This is a genomic window from Bartonella sp. AP57NXGY, assembly GCF_042195805.1.
Classification (GTDB): domain Bacteria; phylum Pseudomonadota; class Alphaproteobacteria; order Rhizobiales; family Rhizobiaceae; genus Bartonella.
The window spans coordinates 1-765 of record NZ_JBHIOZ010000483.1 but is presented as its reverse complement, the minus strand read 5'-3'; the positions used below and the strand labels follow the sequence as shown (position 1 = coordinate 765).

1 protein-coding gene is annotated in these 765 nt (G+C 38.7%); it reads left to right on the top strand.

Going from position 1 to position 765, the window contains the following annotated elements; all coding sequences use genetic code 11:
* Nucleotides 1-378 precede the first annotated feature (378 nt).
* Nucleotides 379-573 carry a hypothetical protein gene (locus ACFIL8_RS11610; protein ID WP_375681851.1) on the top strand — a complete coding sequence of 65 codons (195 nt, stop codon included), beginning with the start codon at nucleotides 379-381 and terminating at the stop codon, nucleotides 571-573.
* The last annotated feature ends 192 nt before the right edge of the window (nucleotides 574-765 follow it).

Sequence of the window (765 nt, the reverse complement as noted above, 5' to 3'; positions counted from 1 at the left end):
AATGTAAATACGAATATACCCTTTATTAAAAGAAGACAGTTTTAGCTTTTATTTTCGTATAGTTTTAAACGTATGCTTTATAATGCAACGATCTACAGATATGCAACGTACTCCAAACACAAGTATTGCTTTAGGGTAGTGGAGCGCAAACGGAAAAAGAATGAAGCGTTTCTGTAGGCAATATGGCTTACGCTTTAGAGAAAAGCAGTATTGCAATAGGTAGTGAATATAATAAGAAGAGCGAACACGGGGAAAATGATTATACTCTTTCGAAGAGTGATTATTCAACAGTAGTAGCAGCTGTTTCTAAAGCTTTAGAATATGGTTCGATTGCTCTTGGTCATCCGTACATAAGCATTTGCTCAAGAAGCTATTTCTATGGGCTTCTATTCAAAAGCAAAAGGGGTTGGAAGTATCGCTTTAGGTTCCTATTCTAAAGTGATGGTTGATGGGGGGCTATCGGGAACAGCTCTGTGTCTGGTAGGACTGCTGGCGTTTTTGGGGATACGTCTGTTCTGCAAGGACTGGCTAAAAACACCTAATCTCAATGGAAAAGTACGAAAGTTTCAGTAAATATTGGTGTTCCTAGTAAGAACATAACGCGACAAATTATAGGCGTAGCAGCTGATAGCAAATCTGCCGATGCGGTGAACCTGAGACAGTTGCAAGATTTAGAAGAAGTCGTAAGAAAAAAAGAGTGGAAACAGTCTATTTCTGGTGAGGCAGCTAAAGATATGGGTGCTAGATAGTACAATGAATTTTTCA

Coding starts and splice junctions, on each gene's coding strand:
- ACFIL8_RS11610 (WP_375681851.1), top strand. CDS start 379: ATGGGCTTCTATTCAAAAGCAAAAGGGGTTGGAAGTATCGCTTTAGGT.